This window comes from Nitrospira sp., assembly GCA_024998565.1.
Taxonomy (GTDB): domain Bacteria; phylum Nitrospirota; class Nitrospiria; order Nitrospirales; family Nitrospiraceae; genus Nitrospira_A.
In genome coordinates, this window is record JACOEM010000016.1 from 25,157 (window position 1) to 43,182 (window position 18,026).

General features: G+C 57.3%; 19 protein-coding genes. 5 read left to right on the top strand and 14 right to left on the bottom strand.

The genetic code is table 11. From position 1 onward, the window contains the following. Window positions 1–151: 151 nt before the first annotated feature. Together H8K11_18955 and H8K11_18960 are read right to left on the bottom strand one after the other, a co-directional pair. Window positions 152–931 carry a segregation/condensation protein A gene (locus H8K11_18955; GenBank protein MCS6265828.1) on the bottom strand — a complete coding sequence of 260 codons (780 nt, stop codon included), beginning with the start codon at window positions 929–931 and terminating at the stop codon, window positions 152–154. Between the two features lie 98 nt (window positions 932–1,029). Beyond that, window positions 1,030–2,016, bottom strand: coding sequence for a pentapeptide repeat-containing protein (locus tag H8K11_18960; protein MCS6265829.1), 987 nt, complete (start codon window positions 2,014–2,016; stop codon window positions 1,030–1,032). A 334-nt stretch (window positions 2,017–2,350) separates the two neighbouring features. Between H8K11_18960 and H8K11_18965 the strand changes: the two genes are divergently transcribed. After that, a complete protein-coding gene (locus H8K11_18965) occupies window positions 2,351–2,902 on the top strand; it encodes a hypothetical protein (protein MCS6265830.1) in 552 nt (183 codons plus the stop codon). A 28-nt stretch (window positions 2,903–2,930) separates the two neighbouring features. Here the strand turns inward: H8K11_18965 and H8K11_18970 are convergent, their stop codons facing one another. After that, entirely contained in the window at window positions 2,931–3,383 is a 453-nt protein-coding gene (locus tag H8K11_18970; protein ID MCS6265831.1) for a hypothetical protein, read from the bottom strand. Between the two features lie 211 nt (window positions 3,384–3,594). After that, the gene (locus H8K11_18975; protein ID MCS6265832.1) at window positions 3,595–4,194 is read right to left on the bottom strand and encodes a hypothetical protein; all 600 of its coding nucleotides are present in this window, start codon (window positions 4,192–4,194) and stop codon (window positions 3,595–3,597) included. A gap of 250 nt (window positions 4,195–4,444) precedes the next feature. Here H8K11_18975 and H8K11_18980 point away from each other — a divergent pair, with 250 nt between their 5' ends. Together H8K11_18980 and H8K11_18985 are read left to right on the top strand one after the other, a co-directional pair. Next, complete coding sequence (locus tag H8K11_18980; GenBank protein MCS6265833.1) at window positions 4,445–4,819, top strand: cupredoxin domain-containing protein; 375 nt, start codon at window positions 4,445–4,447, stop codon at window positions 4,817–4,819. Window positions 4,820–4,900: 81 nt separating this feature from the next. Further along, entirely contained in the window at window positions 4,901–6,394 is a 1,494-nt protein-coding gene (locus tag H8K11_18985; GenBank protein MCS6265834.1) for a methyltransferase domain-containing protein, read from the top strand. Between the two features lie 55 nt (window positions 6,395–6,449). Here H8K11_18985 and H8K11_18990 read toward each other — a convergent pair whose 3' ends face one another. From H8K11_18990 to recG, 3 genes are read right to left on the bottom strand one after another with little or no spacing between them, the layout of a single operon-like run. Continuing rightward, window positions 6,450–7,400: a Ppx/GppA family phosphatase gene (locus H8K11_18990; GenBank protein MCS6265835.1), complete on the bottom strand. Its 951-nt coding sequence runs from the start codon at window positions 7,398–7,400 to the stop codon at window positions 6,450–6,452. A 10-nt stretch (window positions 7,401–7,410) separates the two neighbouring features. Further along, complete coding sequence (locus H8K11_18995) at window positions 7,411–7,737, bottom strand: hypothetical protein (GenBank protein ID MCS6265836.1); 327 nt, start codon at window positions 7,735–7,737, stop codon at window positions 7,411–7,413. A gap of 37 nt (window positions 7,738–7,774) precedes the next feature. Beyond that, window positions 7,775–10,315 carry an ATP-dependent DNA helicase RecG gene (gene recG / locus H8K11_19000; GenBank protein ID MCS6265837.1) on the bottom strand — a complete coding sequence of 847 codons (2,541 nt, stop codon included), beginning with the start codon at window positions 10,313–10,315 and terminating at the stop codon, window positions 7,775–7,777. Window positions 10,316–10,477: 162 nt separating this feature from the next. Between recG and H8K11_19005 the strand changes: the two genes are divergently transcribed. Further along, window positions 10,478–11,920 (top strand): tetratricopeptide repeat protein, encoded by a 1,443-nt coding sequence (locus H8K11_19005; GenBank protein ID MCS6265838.1) that lies wholly within the window; start codon window positions 10,478–10,480, stop codon window positions 11,918–11,920. A gap of 3 nt (window positions 11,921–11,923) precedes the next feature. On the opposite strand, the gene H8K11_19010 is transcribed toward H8K11_19005, so the two are convergent. Beyond that, complete coding sequence (locus H8K11_19010; protein ID MCS6265839.1) at window positions 11,924–12,661, bottom strand: hypothetical protein; 738 nt, start codon at window positions 12,659–12,661, stop codon at window positions 11,924–11,926. Window positions 12,662–13,027: 366 nt separating this feature from the next. Here H8K11_19010 and H8K11_19015 point away from each other — a divergent pair, with 366 nt between their 5' ends. Further along, window positions 13,028–13,531, top strand: a complete 504-nt coding sequence (locus tag H8K11_19015; protein MCS6265840.1) for a hypothetical protein — start codon at window positions 13,028–13,030, stop codon at window positions 13,529–13,531. 385 nt (window positions 13,532–13,916) lie between these two features. Here the strand turns inward: H8K11_19015 and H8K11_19020 are convergent, their stop codons facing one another. The 6 genes from H8K11_19020 to H8K11_19045 all read right to left on the bottom strand — a co-directional run bounded on the left by H8K11_19020 (window position 13,917) and on the right by H8K11_19045 (window position 17,994). Continuing rightward, window positions 13,917–14,354, bottom strand: a complete 438-nt coding sequence (locus H8K11_19020; GenBank protein MCS6265841.1) for a hypothetical protein — start codon at window positions 14,352–14,354, stop codon at window positions 13,917–13,919. After that, on the bottom strand, window positions 14,351–15,175 hold the full coding sequence (locus H8K11_19025) for a tetratricopeptide repeat protein (GenBank protein MCS6265842.1): 825 nt from the start codon (window positions 15,173–15,175) through the stop codon (window positions 14,351–14,353). Before H8K11_19025 ends, H8K11_19020 begins: the two co-directional genes overlap by 4 nt. Before the next feature lie 6 nt (window positions 15,176–15,181). After that, complete coding sequence (locus H8K11_19030) at window positions 15,182–15,778, bottom strand: hypothetical protein (protein MCS6265843.1); 597 nt, start codon at window positions 15,776–15,778, stop codon at window positions 15,182–15,184. Between the two features lie 24 nt (window positions 15,779–15,802). After that, the gene (locus tag H8K11_19035; protein ID MCS6265844.1) at window positions 15,803–16,042 is read right to left on the bottom strand and encodes a hypothetical protein; all 240 of its coding nucleotides are present in this window, start codon (window positions 16,040–16,042) and stop codon (window positions 15,803–15,805) included. 19 nt (window positions 16,043–16,061) lie between these two features. Then, window positions 16,062–16,607, bottom strand: a complete 546-nt coding sequence (locus H8K11_19040; protein ID MCS6265845.1) for a TlpA family protein disulfide reductase — start codon at window positions 16,605–16,607, stop codon at window positions 16,062–16,064. Between the two features lie 190 nt (window positions 16,608–16,797). Beyond that, on the bottom strand, window positions 16,798–17,994 hold the full coding sequence (locus H8K11_19045) for a nucleotidyltransferase family protein (GenBank protein ID MCS6265846.1): 1,197 nt from the start codon (window positions 17,992–17,994) through the stop codon (window positions 16,798–16,800). Between the last annotated feature and the right edge of the window lie 32 nt (window positions 17,995–18,026).

Consider the following 18,026-nt stretch of genomic DNA (forward strand, 5'->3'; position numbering starts at 1 on the left):
AGCGCAGAATCGGCCGCCGGGGCCGCCATGTCGTGGACAACGCCCTGGCCCGACTCCGGCACCACCTCAACCGCATCGAGTGATGCAGTCGGCTCGTCAACCGGGTCCCGCACCTCCACCGATTCTTCGATTGCCTCCTCCACGCCGGGACTCATAGGTTCTTCCATTCAGACTCCTCCACTAGCTCCCCTTCCGCAACCGCTGAGAAGGCACGCGAGACAAGAATCGCCCCGAAAGTTTCGCTCTGAAACACGCGCACGACCCTGATTCGAATCAATTCGAGCAGGGCCAGGAACGTCACGATCACCACAAGCCGATGACTCGACTCCTCGAACAGCGCCGTAAAGGCCATGGATTCATGCAGTTCCAGCGCCTCGATAATGGCGCTCATACGGGTGCGAACCGTGAGGTTGTCCGGAATAATTTCAACAAGTCGCTTGCCTGGATGGCGAGACAGCACCCCCTGCAACGCATCGACCAGGTCAAAGAGGGAAATCTCATCGAGCAGACTCTCGTCTTTGGTGACCTCGACCGGCGGACCGGGCTCGCGCGAAAACACATCCCGCCACAAACGTTCTTTGTAGTCCAACTGCGAAGCGGCCTCTTTGAATTGCTTATATTCGAGTAGTCGCCGGACGAGTTCCTCGCGCGGATCGGGGCCATCCTCCTCGTCCACCGCCACCTCGTCGACCGGCAACAACATCCGTGACTTGATATGCAGTAACGTCGCCGCCATCACGAGGAATTCACCGGCCACAGCCAGGTTCAATTCCTTCATCACCGACAGATAGTCCAAATACTGCTGAGCGATCAGCGCAATCGGAATATCGTAGATGTTGATTTCGTTTTTCTTGATGAGGTGCAAGAGGAGATCGAGAGGACCCTCGAAATTCTCGATCTTGACTTGGTAGGGCAGTTCAGGTTGGTCCATCAGGTACGAGAGGCTCCCTTGGCCAAATTTTCAATCTTATACCAATTTATGGGGGGACCGGGCAAGACTAAAACTATATGTTGTGGGTTCAGCCAGGGCTACTTGGCCCTAATGATATAGACCAACAGCCCCAGCGCCATCACAAATAGGACGATCGTGACGGCCTGGGAAAATGGAGCCGAGGCGGAAGCCGAAGGACCCGGCACCGTTGTGCTGACACGAGCGGTTCTGGTCAACAGCGGTGTGCGCGCGAAGGTCGCCTGTGCGAGATCATCGGCCTGTTTAAATGCGGCATCCGAAAAGTCGGCCTGCGATCCGAACCGCGCGGAGGCAAAAGTAGCCGGACGGTCGAAGATGGCGAACAGAAAAAAGGCCTCCCGATCGAACTGAGACGAAGAGAAGTCGCACTTCGCACGGCAATGCGCGCCGGAGAATCCGGTGCCGAGGTGAAATGCCGCGCGTGAAAAATTTGCATCCTGTTCAAACACCACTTCCAGAAACTCAGTCAACCCCTGAAAGGTCGCCTCGCGAAATATCGCCGGGCCGGAGAACATCGAGCGGTGAAATCGAGCGTGCGGACCGAAATGCGTGTCCGAAAACATGGCTCCCTGCGTAAATCGGTTTTGGACAAAATAACTCTCCTGTTGGAAGGTCGCATTCGATCCATCGACCAGACCGAGAAACAGGGTGCGCGAGAGGTCGACGAATCCGGCGAAATCCGTGTGCGCCAACACCACCGGCCCGGTGATCAACAGAAACCCGCTCTTGAGCCGGTTGACGATCCGTCCTTTCACCCTCGACTGCTTGATCACGAATGGCCCGCGAATGACATGCACCTCCTCGTCATTCAGCCCCTCAAGCACTCGACGGTCCTCGGGTGCCAGGTCGCCCACCATACTCACCTTCTGAGCCGGCAGCTCATCGAGCACCAGGTCGCCCTGAATCACAACCCCCGACAGGTCCAGCCCCTTTCCCGCCGCCAGCGCCCGCAGCAATTCTTGCGCGGATACGGCACGTGCCTCCCGCTCAGCCTCGGTACAGGTATTCGGTAAATGCAGGGTGAACACAGCCGCTGCGTTTTTCACGCCCCTCTCCGCGACACATTCCGCGCGCAGCATCCCGGGGAGCAGCAACCATCCACACAGCACCGCTATTGCGGCCCAGATGGGAAATCGACATGATCCAGCGGGTCGGTTCGATGAATTCACAAAACCTCTCCGAACCAAACGACAGACGGGTAAACGTCCGAACACTTTACTCCCCCAATACCTTTGCTACACTTCGACTCATATGTCCGCCATTGCGCCCGAGGTTCGCACCAGCAGAGGCCAGCGCTTCCTATGCGCGGTCTTTGTCTGCACCGCTATGCTACTCGCAAGTATCCGGCTTGCCTGCGCAGAATCGGTGGTCGAAGTCCCGATGCTCGCAGCGATCCAAGCGAATAACCGCGGTGTGTTCGAAGTGCTTCTGCTACGTTGGGATCGCCTTTCAAGCCCTTCCCCCATGGAACTGCAATGGCAAGGCGGCAACATCCGGCCCGGACAGACAAACCTCAGTTCCATGGTCCTTGCGTTTCAATATGCGATCGACCACACCCCGCAGATCGATCATGCGGGCACGGTCAGTGCCATGGGCATCGCGTACGCCGCAACCGGGACAGACGGCCCGAGCGCCGGCGCAGTGATGACGGTCGGATTTGCGGCGCTATTGAAAGGAGATCATATCCGGCGAGGAATCGCCTTAACCGGTACGATTGCCAAGGATGGCACCATCGGCCCCGTGGGCGGCATCCCAGACAAGATTCGTGCGGCAGCCCGCGAGGGTTATCGCACGATTCTGATCCCCCAAGGCCAGCGGGACGATCCGCGCTGGAACCTCAACCGGCTCGCCTGGGAGCTCAACGTTGAAGTCACAGAGGTCGCCACAGTCGAGGAGGCCTACCGTCTCATGACCGGAGGCACACTCGAATAAGAGTCCCGCGGTCAGTGGACCTCGCCGGCTACGCTTCCACCCCTAACCCTTCGACGATCGCCCGAAACTCCGCGTCCGTGAGACGATGCATGCCGAGACTAAGCCGCCGAGTTAATTCTGCCTGATCCTCGATCCCCAACACACGCTGAAGCAGGGCCTGACAGTCCGGCGCATGAACCTGCCAACGCCGGAGCGGCGTGATCCGAACGAATCCATATCGGGCTTCTGTTCGCACCTCGTCCTTGAGCAATTCATCCAGGGCTTGAAACGGCTGGACAGGTGAAGTAATCGCAAATTCCGCTCGAATACCTTCCTTCAGCACATACACCAGTCCATGGGAGTCAGGCGCCAAAAACTTCTGGAGATTGTCGCGAATCAAGGCCGTGCAGAGGCCCCAAATCCCGGCGCCAAACTGCAGCTCGGCACTCTCCTGGGAAGTCCGTTCACGAAGGGCGCCGGCGATAAACAAAAAATGGCTCATGAAATCTATAGGATCAGGATGATGGCCAGAAGCCGCGACCAACCTAACGCCACAGCGACTGGCTCAAGGACTCTCCCCGAGACAGTCCCAGGCCTGTCGGGGCAGAGGACACCATCAGGCTTGTTCAGTGGCGCCTTCACTGGCTAGGGAGTACGTGACACGGAGAGGCATCACCCGAGCACAACCCGGTAAGCCACGACACCAACGTGGGCTAATTGTTTCGATATTCGTCTGCGTCGTCGAGGAGATCTTCCGACTTTTCCAGATAGTCCACATCGTCGTCTTCACCATCGAGTCCGAGCTCTTCTTCGATCTCTTCCTCGATTTCTTCCGACACATCCTCAAGGTCTTCAGCCATCTCTTCTTCGTCGTCGAGGTCCAGCGGTTGAGGCTCGGGTTCCACCTTCGCCACCTTGCTGACCTCCGGCACCGAAGGCTTCACAGGTTTCGACTCAGGAACCACGGCAGCTGGCTCGACTGGAGACTTGACCTTGGGAGGCACAGGCTTGGGCTTGGGTTTGGGCTTCACGGCAGGCTTGACGGCTTTCGACGCCGGCTTCACCGCTTTGGAGACGGGCTTGGCCTTAGAAGGACGCTTAGCCGCTGCGGCCGGCTTTTTGGTCACTTTTTTTGCCGGCTTGACGGCTTTCTTGGCGGCAGGTTTCCCCTTTACCGCTACCGCCTTCTTGGCCTTCACAGGCTTCTTAGCTGCCACGGCTTTCTTCGGCTTCGCCGCCTTTTTCCCCGCGACTTTTTTCGGCCGCGAGGCTTTGGCAGCAACGCGTTTCTTTTTCACGATTTTCTTCGCCATTCCACGTCCTCCTCTCAGGTCTTCAGCATGGCACGTCGGTGGTAAAGCGGCCTCCATCTAGCATGAACAACCAGGTTCTTGCAACCATCCGGTACGCGTGGCAGACTGTGCCAAACTGCAACGCTGTCGCGCCCCTCCAATCGTTCACATTCGTGACACCGGCGCCGCCCGTAGGCCGACTGAATCCTTCCGTCGGGAACCTGTCTCTATGTATAATAGAAGTATCTTTATCCAGGGGAATGATAACGCGATGAGCTGGCGAATGATCCTCCTCGTATTGGCAACAAGTACTCTGATAGCCTGGCCGACTTCTGCGACCCCGCCGGCAACGCAAGTCCTGATGGACAGCGGATCACCCTATTATGTGCCTGCAGCGGTGACCGTCACCGCCGGCGGCGCCATCCGCTGGGAAAATCCAACGCCCACCCACCATACCGTGACCCATGATGCCTGTTTTGAAGACAGCGGCCGCTGCGCCTTCGATTCCGGTGCTGTGGAGCCGGGGGGAGTTTATACGATCCCTAGCCTCCCGCCCGGCCGTTATCCCTACCAATGCCGTATTCATCCCATTATGCGCGGCATGATCATCGTGACGGAGTCGCCGCTGCTTCCCTCGCAGACGTAGCCAGTCCTCCTCATCGAAGTTCTTGCGCGTCGGCGCTGCGCTCGTGTAGGCTGCGGCTTTTCGTGCGCAGGACCTAACCAGATGAAAGCTGCGGCAGCCATCCAAGAGCCCCTCACCCTGAGCGGCGACACCCTGAGCCTGATTGCCTGGCGTATTCCCGACCTCGTGGCCTACCAGCATGCCTTCGACGAATGGTGGCTGGCTCCGCTCGACGACGATTTTCCGCTCGTCCGGCTCAATGCCGTCGGAATTGAAATGCTCACCTCCATGAACGGCCACATTACGGTGGGCGCACTCCTGGAGAAGTACGGTAATAAGATCTGCGGCCCGGACGGCCAGCCAGGGACCTGGCACCTGGCACGCTGGTCCACGCCTAATTATTCGCTCTGCTACTTCGGCACGGAGCCGCCCGGAGGCCATCGCCACAAAGCCAAATGGGACCTGCTCTTGCAACAAATCCGGGAAGGCTGGTCGGGGCAGCAGGAGTTCGAAGGTGAGGAACACCTCGAAGACTTCCATGTCCACGAGTTGAAGGAAAGCGACTTGGAGGACGGGCACTTCGATCTGATCGAAACCACCGTGTCCCACCTTTTTCGGGAACCCTGCGAAGCACTGGGTGGCACGACCTATGGTCGCCTGCTCATGCGCCAGATGCGCCGGCTTGGCTGGTTCAAACCGAAACCCAAAGTCATTGTCGAGATCGGTGGCGGATTGGGTTATGTCGCCCGCGAACTAGGACAGGAACTACTGCCGTTCGAGAAACAGGGCATCCAATACGTTTCGCTGGATGTCACACGCCCGTTCCTGCAGCTCCAGGCCAAACGCGCGAGAGCGGGCGGTTGGACCGGCGCTGGCACCCATGCCAACGGCGAATGTCTACCCTTCAAAGATAATTCCGTCGACCTCATCATCGACAACGAAAACATGGCCGACATGACACCGGTGAAGCTCAGCCGTAAGGAGCTCACGGAAGGCATAGGCGAGACCGCACAACATCAAGAAGCGCTAGATTGGATCAGGCGGCTGAGGTTGCCGCTTGAGAAGGAATTGCCCGAAGAAGTGATCTTCAATCTGGGACCGATGCGGTTCGTGGCCGAAGTCTGGCGGGTACTCAAGCCGGGCGGTCGGGCATTTCTCACGGAGTTTGGCGTCGAAGAAGGTTGGCCCGCCGCCGTGAAGCTCCCCCACCACACGGAATACGAGGTGCAGTACAACCACCTGCGACAAGCGGTACGTTGGCTTGGCTTTCAGGAGCGGTACCTGTCACTCCCGCAGTTTTTGCAGATCAAACCGGACACGAAAGTCCTCTGCACCGGCGCGGCCTATACGATTCAACGATTCTGTCAGGGACTGGGGCAGAACTTTTCTGTGCGGGCCTACACGGAAAGTGAGCTCACCAAGACCTTGGGCGACATCCTTCCCAAGCTCCAGGGGTGTCATTACCACGACATCGCCGACCCGGCCTGGTTCGGCCTTATCGACTTCAAGGTGCTGCTGCTCGAAAAGCCGGGCGGCATCCCCCAACCGACCTTCACCGAACAGAAGAGCGGCCTCCGCTGGTATTCGCAGCGATAAGGTTCAGACAATTCCTTGATTGACATTGATCAACAATCGCTCGAACGATATGGACCTACCGACCACAGGCAAGATGTATCAGCACACCCTCGCGCAACCCCAAATCGCTGACCAGCAGACTCGGCATCCCCAATGTCTCCATCACCGTACACAGGATCACCGCACCCGCGGCAATGACGTCTTCCCGGCCGTGTTCAAGCCCAGGCAGGCCTTCCCGTTGCGCCTTCGAACAACTGAGTAGCTGCAACTCCAACTGCTTCACCCTATCCAGCGTGAGCGTGTAGTTGTGAATCCTTGCCGGTTCATAGGCAGGCAACTGCTGAGCCATTGCAGCCATCGCAGTGATAGTTCCAGCGGTGCCGACGAACGTAACTCCTGGCAACCATGGCATCGCTGCTATTGCAGTGGTGGTTTCCCGGCGCACCCAGTCTCGCGCTTCCTGCACCTCGGTTAAGGTCGGTGGATCACTGTGCAAGATGCGTTCGCACAACCGCACGACACCGATATCGATGGATCTCGCCAGCGTCGCCTGGCCGGGCCGGTCCAGGATAAACTCGGTGCTCCCTCCTCCGATATCCAACGCCAGCAGATCCGTCACGCCAGGGGGCAGGCCGGAACGGATGCCAAGCATCGTTCGGCGGGCCTCCTCTTCGCCGGAAATGATTTCAATTTCGAACCCGGCTTCCCGTCGAACCAAGCCTAGGAATTCTTCACGATTCCCGGCGTCGCGCACGGCGCTGGTCGCCACGGCCGTTGCCGCGTCAACATGATAGCTCTCGATGACCTGACGCCATTCCTTCAACGTGGCCACCACCCGTGCCATGGCATCGGGACGCAGCACGCGATCCCGATCTACCCCTTGGCCGAGCCGGAGAATGCGCCGGTCCGATTGGAGTTCCCGCAACTCTCCGGCAGAGGTCAGTTCTGCTATGAGCAAACGGCAGGTGAGTGTCCCGATATCGATACCGGCAAAAATTCGAGGAGAGGCCGTTGTCTGGTTGGTCATCGGCTGAGGTTCACGGTCCTTCGAGCGTGATGTCATTCATTTCCAGGAGCAACTTGGTGCGTTCATCCTGCAGCGTCCGCACCTGTTGCATCAGGCGGGTGATTTCAGAATCGGACAGGATACGGTCTGCCGATTCACCACGATCGTGCAACGCAATCGTCCGTTCGCCGATGTCCCCGTGGAGATCGTCAAGCTGCTGATCCACCTTTCGCAATTCCAGGCGATAGCGAAGTAACTCGCCCTCTTCCAATGCACGAGTGGCGGCTTTGGCCGTGCCGTGCCGCAATGTCACCCAGCCGGCCCGCAAATCGTGACTCAAGCGCTGCAACATTCCCATCGATCACCCCTCCGCTAAACCGGCAGCAGCTATGCCGCTAACTGACATCTCCTAAGGCCAGCTTGCCTCGCCAGCGTCGAAGCATGGCGGCTTTGAATGCCTGGTGCTGGGGTAACGTCAGGCCCGGATCCTGCTCCAGCAATGTCACGGCTTCCTGCCTGGCCTGCTCCAACAATTGCGCGTCCCGCATCAGATTCGCAGCCCGAAACTCCGGCACCCCCCACTGACGCAACCCCAGAAATTCACCCGGGCCTCTTATGCGGAGGTCTTCTTCGGCGATGACAAATCCATCGTTCGAATTCACAAGCGCAGCCAGCCGTTGTTGCGCACCGGAGGCATTCTCCTCCGGCCGACCGTGACGACTGACTCGCGCCCTGGCCTCTCGCGCAAGATACGTCGCCATCAGAATACAGAGCGATTGTTGCGCTCCACGACCGACACGCCCTCGCAATTGATGTAACTGCGCTAATCCGAATCGTTCGGCATGCTCGATGACCATCACTGTCGCGTTCGGCACGTCCACCCCGACCTCAATCACGGTTGTGGCCACGAGGACCTGAATTGCCCCGGCCTTGAACGCCGCCATGGTACGCTCTTTTTCCGCGGTCGGAAGCCGGCCGTGCAACAAGCCGACCCGCGCCTGAGGAAAGATCTCGCGCTGCAGATGTTCCGCACCCTGAATGGCCGCCTTGAGATCCACCTTCTCGGATTCCTCGACCAGCGGATAGACGATATACACCTGACGCCCGGCCTTCAACTCATCTCCCACCAGCTGCCAGGTCTTGTGACGTTGCCCGTCGGTATAGAGCAAGGTTCGCACCGGTTTGCGGCCCGGCGGCAACATATCGATCACCGATACATCCAAGTCTCCATAAACGGTCATGGCCAGGGTTCTCGGAATCGGCGTCGCCGTCATCACCAGCACGTCCGGTCGATACCCTTTCTCCAGCAACGTCTTCCTTTGCAGGACGCCGAACTTGTGCTGTTCATCGACAATCGCCAGGCCAAGCTTCGCGAACCGCACCTTCTTTTGAATCAATGCATGGGTGCCGATCGCGACCTGCGCAACGCCGGACTCCAACTGCTTCAGCGTCTCGTTTCGGTCTTTTGCCTTACCGCCGCTGGTCAGAAGCACTGCCTTCAATCCCACGGCCTCCAGCAAGGGGGCGAGATTCAGATAGTGCTGTTCGGCCAGAATTTCGGTAGGGACCATCAACGCCGTCTGGCAGCCCGATCCACACGCCATCACCAGGGCATGCAGCGCCACCACGGTTTTCCCGGACCCGACATCCCCCTGCACCAGGCGATTCATCGGCCGGGAACTCACCATATCAGCTTGAATCTCGCGAAACACGCGTTCCTGCGCGGAAGTCAGCGTAAAGGGCAGAGCCTTCGCCAATTGCTTCAGCTGCGGCACGTGAGGATTGAACCGAATTGCTTTGGGCTCTTCCTTCATCTCCCGCTGGCGAAGCACTATGGCTGCCTGCAACAGCAACAGTTCTTCGAATGCCAACCGTCGGTGGGCAGACGTCACCCCCTGATCCAGAGCGGCCAGATCCGTCTTCGGCAGAGGAAAATGCACCTGCTGAATCGCCTCGCCAATAGGCGGTAGCCGATGGCGTGCACGGACAGACAGCGGCAGTACCTCCTCCATGTCAGCCCCATACTCCGCGAGTAACCCCTGCATCAAGACTCGCATCTGGCGCGAGGTCCATCCCTTCGTTTCATGGTAGATTGGAACGATGCGCCCCACATGGAGTAACTCATCCTCGCCGCCGCTCAGGACCTCAAATTGCGTCGCTTCCAACCGCACATCGGTCCACCCACCCCGACCGGCCGCCACCCGCCCGGACATCATGACCCGCAGTCCTTCCTTCAACACATCTTCCAGGTATGGTTGATTAAAAAACACCGCATGCACAGTCCCCGTCGTGTCCTGAACCGCCACATCGAGAATCGACAGCCGGCGAACGCGCGCACGCGTTGCCTCTGCCCGAGTGATCACGCCGCAAACGCTCCGTGTAGCCCCCGGCACAAGCTCGGCCACCGGCGTGATGACCGAACGATCTTCATACCGCCATGGTAACGTCCACAAGGCCTGCTCAACAGTGTGCGCGCCCAGCCGCTCCAGCAAGAGGGTTCGCTTGGGACCAACTCCTTTTGCATATTGAATCGACAGCTCCCACAGTGGCCGGGCAGGACTGGACTGAACCGGGGCAAGTTGCACTAGGCTCTCCCTCGGAGACCTCGCTGGTTGACTCACCGATCGTGCGTCCCCTTGTAAGCGAGTGAGCAGCGCCAGCGCTTTCGTGAGCCGATCCTGTTGTTCGAGGGGGGTGAGTCGTGTGTGGAAATCGACAAACAGGTTGCGCAGCGAGAGCAGTTCCGTCTCCAGCGCTCGCGGATAGACCCGCTCGCCAAGAGTGCCAATCACCTGTTCCGACACAAAACGGTCAAGATTTCTGACCGTCGGGAGATGGGCATAGGCATCGCGACAAGCAAATTCAATCGGTCTGCTTACGCGATGCAGGAAGGCTTGGAACGGATCGTGAGAGTCAGCGGATTCAGGACGTGGCATCCTGAAGCGGGATCGTACCACAGCTACCTGGACGGCTCAACGAGGGGACTTTTGCCGAACCATAGTCAGCCGGACAGACCCGGGCTGCTTTTTCAACTTTCCTTTGTCCACTCTCGGCTCGGTGGTACAGTGAATTCGCGTAGGATTCACGGAAGGACACCTATGTATCGACGCAATATCAAACATATCCTTGGGCCTCTCGCCGTGTTGATCGGTATCTTTATTTTCTATCAAACATGGCTGAAGCCTCACTATTTCCACGATACACCTGCGCCCCCCCCGCAGGTCATCATCGAGGAGACCGCCCCTGCGTCGAACGCTCCTGTTGCCCCATCGCAGGAACGTACCGTGCCGGAGATCAAACGGTCGAGGACCATCGATCCCGTTAGCATTCCAGTTCCAAGGCATTCCGAACTGCTCGGAACCATTCATGAGGAACTCGAAAAACACAATATTGCCTTAGCAGAGACGAAACTGGAGGAACTGCCGTCATCGATCTTGACGGAATCCGCTACCAAGCGGCATGTTGCCATCCTGTGGAATAACCTCGGAATCCTCCAGGAGAGAAGTGGAGGGACCGAAGTTTCCGTGAAGGCATTTAAGAAGGCGGTCGCGCTCGACCCTCAAAATCCGATTGCCCACCTCAATCTCGCCCATGCTTACTGGGGGTTGCGGGACCCCGCACTCACGGAAGACTTCCTCCGGAAAGTCGTGGCACTGTCGCCGGATGAGCCATTCCCCCATGTTGCCTTGGCAGACCTGCTACAGGAGAAGGATCACCTCCCCGAGGCCGGCAAACACCTCGCACAGGCCAAAGAGCGAATTAAGAAAGACCCTGGTCTTCAGTCTTACCTGAAGGCAGTCACGACGAAAGTACATCGCGTCGAGAAAGTTGAAGATAAATTCTCGACGCACAGCAGCGTTCACTTCACCGTCAAATACGATGGGGGTGACGACCCGGACACGTGGACCACCGTGCTGGATATTCTTGAAGAGGCCTATCGGGAAATCGGTCAGAAATTCAATTTTTTCCCGTCAAAGCCGATCATCGTGGTCCTGCACACAAAGAATCAGTTTCAAGGCGCCACGGGAAGCCCCAGTTGGGCGGATGGCCTGTTCGATCCCGTCCTTGGGCGCATTCAAATCCCAACCCAAGGCGCTGCAACCGATCGGGCTTGGCTGACTCGAGTGCTTCGTCACGAATTTGTGCATGCCCTGATTCATGAGGAATTGGGAGCAACCGGCGGAATGATTCCAACCTGGCTGAATGAAGGTCTGGCAATGCAACTGGCCGGTGATCCCTGGCAAGAGGTGAGCGGCGTCACGCCCGGTGAGCACAACCTGGTTCCTTTAACAACGCTTGAGGGGAGTTGGGAAAGTCTCCCTGCGGAGAAGGTCGGTCTCGCTTATAGGGAAGCCCATGCCGCCACGCACTATCTCATCGAACGGTTCGGCATGCACAAGGTTCACGAAGTGTTGCTCCACCTGAAGGCCCGACAGACAATTGCCGCCGCCATGCAGGATAGGCTACTGCTGTCCTACGATCACTTCCAGCAGCAATGGGCGGACAGCCTGGGCTCCACAGTGGTTCCGCCAAAATCCTAAAGGCTATCGCAGCTTCGTCTGATAGGCCTCACGCCCCGGCGAGGCGCTAGGATTCCAAGATGGAATGGCCTGAGGATGCGCACGAAGCTCAGGCTCGGTCGAGGGCTCCCCAATGCGATCCACTTGCTCGAACGAATCCTCCCACAAGAGCGTTCCGGATGTGCGATCGTAGGTCCGTACAACCAAATCAAAAATATGTCCGATCGGATCACCGACCGGCCTGACGAACAGCCCACCGAATAACACCCCTTCGATCCGAGCGCGCTTCCGAACCCCTGGAGCGAACTGATCCTGCCAGACAAGTCCACCTGTAAAAGGATTGACGGCGCGAACCGAGAAGAGGGTCTGAAGCTTAGTGGTGCTGGAGACCGATACCTTTAGCACCGATGTACGGCTCGGGATGATCGTCGCGCTGGCTCTCGTCGGGCCACCTTCCCCCACTTTCAGCAAATTCAACTGCCCTTCCCAGAGAAACCTTCCCGTTTCTGCGTCATACACTCTCAACATGAAGGCTGATTTCCCTTTGGAGTCAGTTCCAATGCCGCCGGCAAAAATGCGCCCTCTATTCCCATCATGTTCGGCGGCGCCCTCTTCCTTCACGTTCACATCGAACGAATCCTCCGACAGGATGGCGCCTGACAGCGCATCGTACGTCCGAACCGTAATCATTGAGAGCCCGGCCGCCTGAAACCCAAACCCGGCTGCCAACACGTCTGAATGATCGGCAGGCGCTTGGGCCACGACCTTCCCGCTAAATCCAGAAGTACCCTCGCTGCCGGCGGAAAAATAAGATGGGGCAGCCGAGGAAAGTGTAGAAAATAGCAGAAGGGCACCCGTCGACCACAATATCACTGCCAATCGTCGCTCTCTTGCTCCACGGTTAAACCCTCTCGATCTTCCACCTAATCGCGTTCCAACAATCCAGCCCGCGATGATTTTTCGGAATGTATGTAGGGCCACGTGTGCCTCCCTGTTGAGAGGCGGATTCTCACGCGAATACCTGCGCGCCGTAAATCACACAGCGGCCTAGGCCGCCCCCTCGATGGTTGGGTACACGGCGGCATCTCCGATGATCTTGGCCTTGCAAGAACAAGAAGATTCCTGCTTATGGAACCGGCGGAGATAGTCTCCAGTGGAACAGGAGAGGGGCCAGGGGAACTTGCGGTGGGCAAATACGGCAGCTATAGTGCCGCTATGAAAACCTTTCGTCCGGTCATCGCCCTTCTCGTCGCTCTGATCGCATTGGAAGATATTCTCTATATGGCGGGATCAACCGCTTCGCTTTCAACTATCCGTGACGGAGTGTTATTAGGGTTCCTTTTCGGTTTTCCGATGCTGTTGGTCGGCGGGCTTCTCACAATCCGTAAGCACTGGGTCGTTATGGCAGCCGTCATATACAGTACTATTGCCTTGGCGCTCGATCTCGCAACCATCGTCCAGGAAGCAAGTCAGGCGTCCCCTCGCCCGCTCATCCTGGCACTCACACTTGGTAGCAGCCTCCTCAACTTCCTCATCATGATCTTCGGAGGCCGTTGCGCACTTTCACTCCGGCCGGACGAAAGGCCTCCAGCTGCCCCCCATCCCAATCTTCAGTTCCCCTCTTCATCCTAATCGGTCTGGTCTTTACGAACCCCACAGCTCGAATCCGCTCGGCTGTTCCACTGAATGAATAGGTATTTCGAGCAGACGTGAGCGGCAGCATGCTCTCGGCGAATAGGCTGGCTTCTTCGGGATAGGAGCCTTCTCGGTCGTGAAGAAATGAATCCTGAATGATCAGTCGGCCGCCGGGGATATTGCAGAATATAATCGCCGAAACAGCGCTTGGCATAATTGAAAGCCTGAGCGAGCTTCGGAATAGGTCAGTTCCCTGCCCCCATGGCGGTAAAGAGCTTCAGCTCAGGCGGTGACAATCGCACGCGGCAATCGGTGGAAGCCATGACGCGACTGCTGGTGATAGGAGGCGTATCACGAGGTAACTCGGCTGAATTGTCTCGTGCTATGGCTGAATCTTGAATAGATTCTGGCACCAGCGCACGGCAGCCAGAACCTCATCAAACCGATCAAAGTCGACTGTCTTGTGGAACACAATGGCGACATATTCGTCATTCATATCGGTCTGTTCGGCGAAACCCGCCTTCAGGAGAGCAGGACGCTTCTTAGACACCGCAGGACCCAGAAAATATTTGGCCTGTTTCGCCACTTCATCGGTACCCAGGTCTTCGGTTGTCCCATCGCACATCAGACTCTTCACATCGTCCATGGCGATGCCGTGCTGACAGAAGAGTTGTCCGTCCGACCGCACTTCCAACAGCCACCCGTCATCCCCCAGATCGAGCGTCAAGGCTCCACCGGGCTCCAGCTCATAAAATTGTGGAACCGTGCTCACCAGCCGTGCTCGAGCCTTCTCCCATGATGGCAGCGCGACGGTATTCATGCGCGTGACTCCCGAGGCTGGGGCGTCGGGTCTTCGGCGTCTAAACGAGCGCGAAGCCGTTCGAGGCGAGTCACATTCTCAGCTAATTTAGGGAGATCGTACTTACGGTCCATACGCACCACCTGCTCCAGTAACTGAACAGCCATCTGCAGTTGGCCCAAATCTTCGTAGCATTGGGCGAGAACGTAACGGGCACCGCCTGTACGCAGTTCATCTCGACTGCGCTCCGCGATTGATTGACTGGTATGACAACAAGCAATGGCATCATCATAGCGCTTTTGGATGGCAAAGGTCCGCCCCATCATCCGCCAGGCATCGGCGACGCCTCCTTGATTGTTGAGACGGCGCATCAGCACCAGAGATTGCTCATAGTATCGGAGCGCCTCTTCGAACTGGCCCGTTTCACGCGCCACCAGGCCGAGATCGGAAAACAGCACTGCCTTTCCCAGCTCGTCATGTACTCGCGTCATGATATCGAGCGCCTCAAGGTAATAGGCTCTCGCTCGATCCCACTCCCCGGCATCGGCACGAAGATTCCCCAGATTGGCCAGGGTCGTCCCAATACCCTTCTCGTCACCCAAAACCTTCTGCAACTCCAGCACTTCCTGATAGTAGCTCTGAGCCGACTCACGGCGACCACTAACCGCGCAAATATTGCCAAGATTGCCCAACGTCGCGCTCAAGGCGCGATGATCACCGGTCAATCGATCACATTCCAGGGCCTTTGCATAACAGGCGTAGGCATCCGTATAGTGCCCGCGCGCAAAATGCTCATTACCCTGACGATTGAGTTCCTCTGAGAGTCCGTTTCGAAGGGCCATTCTTTCCTACGTCTGAAGCGCCTGTTCAACAGCCTGTTTGGCGCCGAATACGATGCTAGCGCCATCGCCCACAAGAATCGAGTCGAAGTTATATTTCAACAAACGCCGAAGCCCGTCCCGCGCCTTTGTGATATCGCCATACTTTTCCGGAGCCAGGAGGCTCAAGCTTCCCGCCGGTTTGCCAATTAACGCATCGCCGACGATCAACACGCCCTTCCCCTGCTGAATGTACAATGCCGACTCACCCGGAGATTTTTGATCACTCAGATGAATGACCCAAATACCGCCGGGCAACAACTCGCCGTCCTTGAATGTCTTGGACGGCTTTACATCCATCTGCGCGACATCGGCCTCAGGCACCTGTAGCTGGCAACGAAAATCGGCCTGGTACGACGCCGCCTCACGGACATGATCACGGTTAGTGACAATGATGTAATCCAGGGCGCCCTGGCGTCGAACAAATGTGTGGGCCTCGGCCGTCATCGGCGGCGGATCAACCAGAATCTTATGTTCCCCCACATTGAGAAATAGCCCGTTAAAATCGAGCTGCTTGTCTTCTGAAAACCAGCACCATTGCCAAATGCCGGGAAGGAGTTGTTTCACAGATATCGCCTCACGTGGATGGGATTACAACGCTGCCACCGCATCCTGGAGGGTCTTCGTAACCTTCGCACAGATGCCGGCTTCGCTGGGAAGATCGATGATATCGTCTTCCGAGAGGGTAATGAACTTCCGATTCGGCCCCTTCGTGAGGGAAATAAGGAACATGCTGTTTGTGGGCTTCGTCGGAATCACCACCTGAACGGTCTGATCAATACCCCGCACGACTTCCAGAAACTTCTGCTTACCCTCTTCCCATTCGTCCATGACTGATCCTCTTTTCCTGCTACATGGCTCCTGCGCCGGCTGGAGTCGAAGCTGCCAACAGCTTGTCCACTTCTTGGATGATGACCTCGGCACCTGCCAATTCCATATTGCCCACCCGCTGCCACCTGATCACACCGCGCTGATCGATGACATACACATTGGGAATGAACTTCCCGCCTCCATACAGTTTGTCGGTGGTCTTATTCGGATCGAGCAAATAGGGGTAGGTGACCTTCACGGGAAAGGCACTCAAGAATTCGCCTACGCCTCGTTTGGAATCCCCCGACGAATTGACCCCGACGACGGCCACATTTTTCCCAGCCATCGCCTCATGGACCTTTTGCAGATTGGTTCCTTGGGTCATACAGGGGTCACAAATATGAAACAGCCCGAGGACAACCACTTTCCCCTTTAACTGCTCAAGCGAAACCGCATCGCCTGTTACGGACGTCAACGAGAAGGCCGGCGCCGGCTCTCCGACTTTAAAAAACCCGGCGGCGACTACATGGTGAGCAGCCCACAGATGCACCAATACGATCGCAACCGCTATGAGAACTCGCTTCATCAGAGCCTCCTTCCTGAAACCAAGCCAATGATGGAAGCCAATACTCCCTCTGGCTGGTTCGCAGCAGGCAACAATCACTGCTGGTGATGCAGGTATCCTAGCATGCGTTTTTTTTCGGGAGCAACCACTTAGGGAGCAAGGCATTTATCTATTGACGAAGGGGAAACGTTTCATGGCGGGAAGCCTACGATCAGCCGGAGCGCTGCAACCATCGCACGACTGCTTCACGCATCCGGACAGAAAGAAGCCATTTAGCGACAATCCGATGCAACGGTTTCAAACAAGTGGCCAGCATACGAAGTCGTCGTTGAAACCGGAACCATGGCAACGAACAGGTGAGCACCTCCGCTTCCGCACGACAGAGCGCAGCCCCCAATCTCCACCGCTCAGACCAGGAATCTTTGAGGGTCATGTAGAGAGCCTCTGCAGAATCTTCATCAATCCCATGACGAGGATTCTTCAGCAGTTGCCTAGGCATCTTTCGAACGAGGATGGGGATGTCTGCATCTGCCTCTATCTCCTGAAGTATCGTCCGTGGGACGGCGGTATCGAAGAGGCTGTGAGCCATCGCCAGGCCGAGCAGGACCAACCGTCGACATCTCCACTCGTCTGCTTGAAACAGCACACGACTCCAATCTAACGCTGGCCGCCGACGCACGAGCTCCGCCACATCGCAGACCCACTTCAACTGCTCCCAGGCATGTTTTGACCCATGCACGCAAAGAAGAATCAACAGATCCTCAGGGCAGAGGCCCATCACCGATTTGGTTGGTAAGTGAACAGGTTTCAGTCTTCCCCAAAACACGCTCCGATCAAGCCGGAATCCGAAATGCCGGCGAGCCATCACCCACTGAAGATCGACCGCAACAATGCCGTTTCGCCTCTGAAAAAAGTGGTACGGCTCCCCTGACTCCTCCCCGCTCCCCATGTCCTGGCTGGTCAGTTGATACCCCTGAGACCATAAGACTTTCCGAGCTTGAGGAATCGCTCCCTGCTCAACAATCAAATCAATATCCGCACATTCCCGTAAACCGAGATCGCCATACGCCGTCTGTGCAAGCGTGACGCCCTTAAAGGGAATCGCCGTCACCCCCTTAGCCGCCAACGCATCCAGTAAGGTCACGAGTTCTTTAGCCAACAAGCTATTCAAAAGAGCGTTCGCTTGATTGTGCCGACGAAACGCTTCGTGAATGGAAGAAGGCACGGCAGCCGGACAAATCGTGACAAGATTGCGATGCACTAGCGGCGCCACGCCATGGGTTCTGGACAGCTTCCAGACCAGCTCCCAATCAATTCCATCACAGGCCAAATCTGCGACTTCGACTCGAATAAACTCATTCACCGTCGTTCGCGCACAGAGTGCAAGTAGTCGTCCCTCTGCATGCATGAGGGCCAAACCTGGCGCCGGCGTCATCCCCT

What these genes read in the sequence shown, in the direction of transcription:
- H8K11_18955 (MCS6265828.1), bottom strand. Translation starts at nt 931, where the DNA reads ATGGACCAACCTGAACTGCCCTACCAAGTCAAGATCGAGAATTTCGAG.
- H8K11_18965 (MCS6265830.1), top strand. Translation starts at nt 2,351, where the DNA reads ATGCTCGCAGCGATCCAAGCGAATAACCGCGGTGTGTTCGAAGTGCTT.
- H8K11_18970 (MCS6265831.1), bottom strand. Translation starts at nt 3,383, where the DNA reads ATGAGCCATTTTTTGTTTATCGCCGGCGCCCTTCGTGAACGGACTTCC.
- H8K11_18975 (MCS6265832.1), bottom strand. Translation starts at nt 4,194, where the DNA reads ATGGCGAAGAAAATCGTGAAAAAGAAACGCGTTGCTGCCAAAGCCTCG.
- H8K11_18980 (MCS6265833.1), top strand. Translation starts at nt 4,445, where the DNA reads ATGAGCTGGCGAATGATCCTCCTCGTATTGGCAACAAGTACTCTGATA.
- H8K11_18985 (MCS6265834.1), top strand. Translation starts at nt 4,901, where the DNA reads ATGAAAGCTGCGGCAGCCATCCAAGAGCCCCTCACCCTGAGCGGCGAC.
- H8K11_18990 (MCS6265835.1), bottom strand. Translation starts at nt 7,400, where the DNA reads ATGACCAACCAGACAACGGCCTCTCCTCGAATTTTTGCCGGTATCGAT.
- H8K11_18995 (MCS6265836.1), bottom strand. Translation starts at nt 7,737, where the DNA reads ATGGGAATGTTGCAGCGCTTGAGTCACGATTTGCGGGCCGGCTGGGTG.
- recG (MCS6265837.1), bottom strand. Translation starts at nt 10,315, where the DNA reads ATGCCACGTCCTGAATCCGCTGACTCTCACGATCCGTTCCAAGCCTTC.
- H8K11_19005 (MCS6265838.1), top strand. Translation starts at nt 10,478, where the DNA reads ATGTATCGACGCAATATCAAACATATCCTTGGGCCTCTCGCCGTGTTG.
- H8K11_19015 (MCS6265840.1), top strand. Translation starts at nt 13,028, where the DNA reads ATGGAACCGGCGGAGATAGTCTCCAGTGGAACAGGAGAGGGGCCAGGG.
- H8K11_19020 (MCS6265841.1), bottom strand. Translation starts at nt 14,354, where the DNA reads ATGAATACCGTCGCGCTGCCATCATGGGAGAAGGCTCGAGCACGGCTG.
- H8K11_19025 (MCS6265842.1), bottom strand. Translation starts at nt 15,175, where the DNA reads ATGGCCCTTCGAAACGGACTCTCAGAGGAACTCAATCGTCAGGGTAAT.
- H8K11_19035 (MCS6265844.1), bottom strand. Translation starts at nt 16,042, where the DNA reads ATGGACGAATGGGAAGAGGGTAAGCAGAAGTTTCTGGAAGTCGTGCGG.
- H8K11_19040 (MCS6265845.1), bottom strand. Translation starts at nt 16,607, where the DNA reads ATGAAGCGAGTTCTCATAGCGGTTGCGATCGTATTGGTGCATCTGTGG.
- H8K11_19045 (MCS6265846.1), bottom strand. Translation starts at nt 17,994, where the DNA reads ATGCATGCAGAGGGACGACTACTTGCACTCTGTGCGCGAACGACGGTG.